This window comes from Mesorhizobium sp. M8A.F.Ca.ET.021.01.1.1, assembly GCF_003998025.1.
Lineage (GTDB): Bacteria > Pseudomonadota > Alphaproteobacteria > Rhizobiales > Rhizobiaceae > Mesorhizobium.
In genome coordinates, this window is record NZ_RZSJ01000863.1 from 1 (window position 1) to 1688 (window position 1688).

Consider the following 1688-nt stretch of genomic DNA (forward strand, 5'->3'; position numbering starts at 1 on the left):
CCCGGACCCAGCACCACGCGGCCGGCATTGGGCTCGGGCGTGCCGCCGCCGATCTTTTCCATATGCTCTTCGCCGAGCGCGACGACGGCCAGCGCCTGCGCCTCGAAATCGTTGAGCACGACGATGTCGCTCAAGCCCAGATTGGCGAACATCTGCCTCGGCTTGACCACCCAGGGACAGTTGGTGAGCTCGATCTCGTCGCCGTCGACCGGACCGGCAACCGCCAGCACCGCCGAATTGGGCCGAACCGAGGAGCGGTCGAACACGGCCGCCTGGATCGCTTCGTCGATGGTGGTGTAATTGGCGGTCTGGACGATGGTCGGCTCGCCGGCCTCGGAATTGGCGTCGAGCACGATCGAAAAGCGCGCATTGGTGCCGCCGATATCGCCGATCAGGATCGGAAACCGCAGCAAAGTCTCGTCATCGGCTGTGCTTGGCATGCTCTCGTCCGTTCCCCGTCCGGGCTACGTGCCGCTGTTTGCCCGTTGACTAGCGCATGGCCTTGCAAAGGGAAAGGCGCTTGCTTTCAGTTCCAGACAATCGCTTCAAATTTGAATCCGATCCTTGCGCCGTCGGCGCCGCCCCTCACCTGCCTGCCGGCACCCTCTCCCCGTATAGCGACGGGGAGAGGGGCGCTGTCATCGATGGTTTCGCCAATCGCTGACGTGGCAAGGAGGGCGCCAAGGCTGCGGCCAGCCTCCTTCTCCCCGTCCCTATACGGGGAGAAGTGCCCGGCAGGGCGATGAGGGGCAGCACCGACCTCGGCAATCAATCGTCAATTCCCCGGCGGCCGTGGACGCGGTACCGGCACGCCTACTTCGGGTGTCGCGGTGAAGGCGTTCAACGCGCTTGGCAGGCCTTCCGTGCTGCTGGCCGTGGTGGCGGGCAGCGACGGCGCTTCGGGTTCGGGCGCCGCCACCGCGACCGGCACAGCGCTACCGTTATAGGTCGCCGCCTCGGCCGAGGCGGGCCCGGGCGCGTCGAGCACGGCGCGGCATTCCTTGGGCAGGTTGGCCATCGTCATCAGGTCGCGGGCCTTGGGCGCATCGGGGTTCTTGTTGGGCCGCCAGGGCTCCTGCGTGAACCACCAGGCCAGCGGCTTGCCGCAACCGTCCTCATCCAGCGTCGCTTCCTGCCCCTTGCAAGTGGGCGAACCGGGCTGGCAGCCGATGCGCATGTGGAAATGGTAGTCATGGCCCCAGAACGGCCGGATCTTGCGCAGCCAGGTACGGTCGCCCTTGACCGTGTCGCAGAGCTTTTTCTTGATGCCCGGATTGACCAGGATGCGCTCGACTTGCGGGTAGCTCGCGGCCCGCTTCAGCAAAGCCGTGTGCGCCGGCGTCCACAGCGCGTCCTTCACCAGATGAGTCTTGTCGTCGACCATCAGCGTGGCGCTCATGTTTTCGCGCTGCGCCCTGGTCATCGTGCGGTCGGGCATCGGCGTCAGCCAGATGTCGGCATCGAGCCCGATCTGGTGCGATGCATGGCCGGTCAGCATCGGGCCGCCGCGCGGCTGCGCGATGTCGCCGATCAGCAGGCCCGGCCAGCCATCGGCGACGGCATCGCGCGACAGTTTCTCGATCAGCGCGATCAACGCCGGATGGCCCCAGCGGCGGTTGCGCGAAGGCCGCATCACCTGCCAGGTCGGGCCATCCATCGGAATGGCGACGCCGCCGGCAAAACAGCCC

The 1688-nt window shown here is 66.7% G+C and carries 2 protein-coding genes; both read right to left on the reverse strand.

The window, feature by feature from the left end:
* On the reverse strand, positions 1-440 hold a 440-nt coding region (locus EOA36_RS34845), incomplete at its 3' end, for a glucokinase (RefSeq protein WP_189553529.1).
* Between the two features lie 335 nt (positions 441-775).
* Positions 776-1688, reverse strand: a 913-nt coding sequence (gene mepA, locus EOA36_RS34855) for a penicillin-insensitive murein endopeptidase (protein ID WP_127281182.1), incomplete at its 5' end; no start/stop codon positions are given.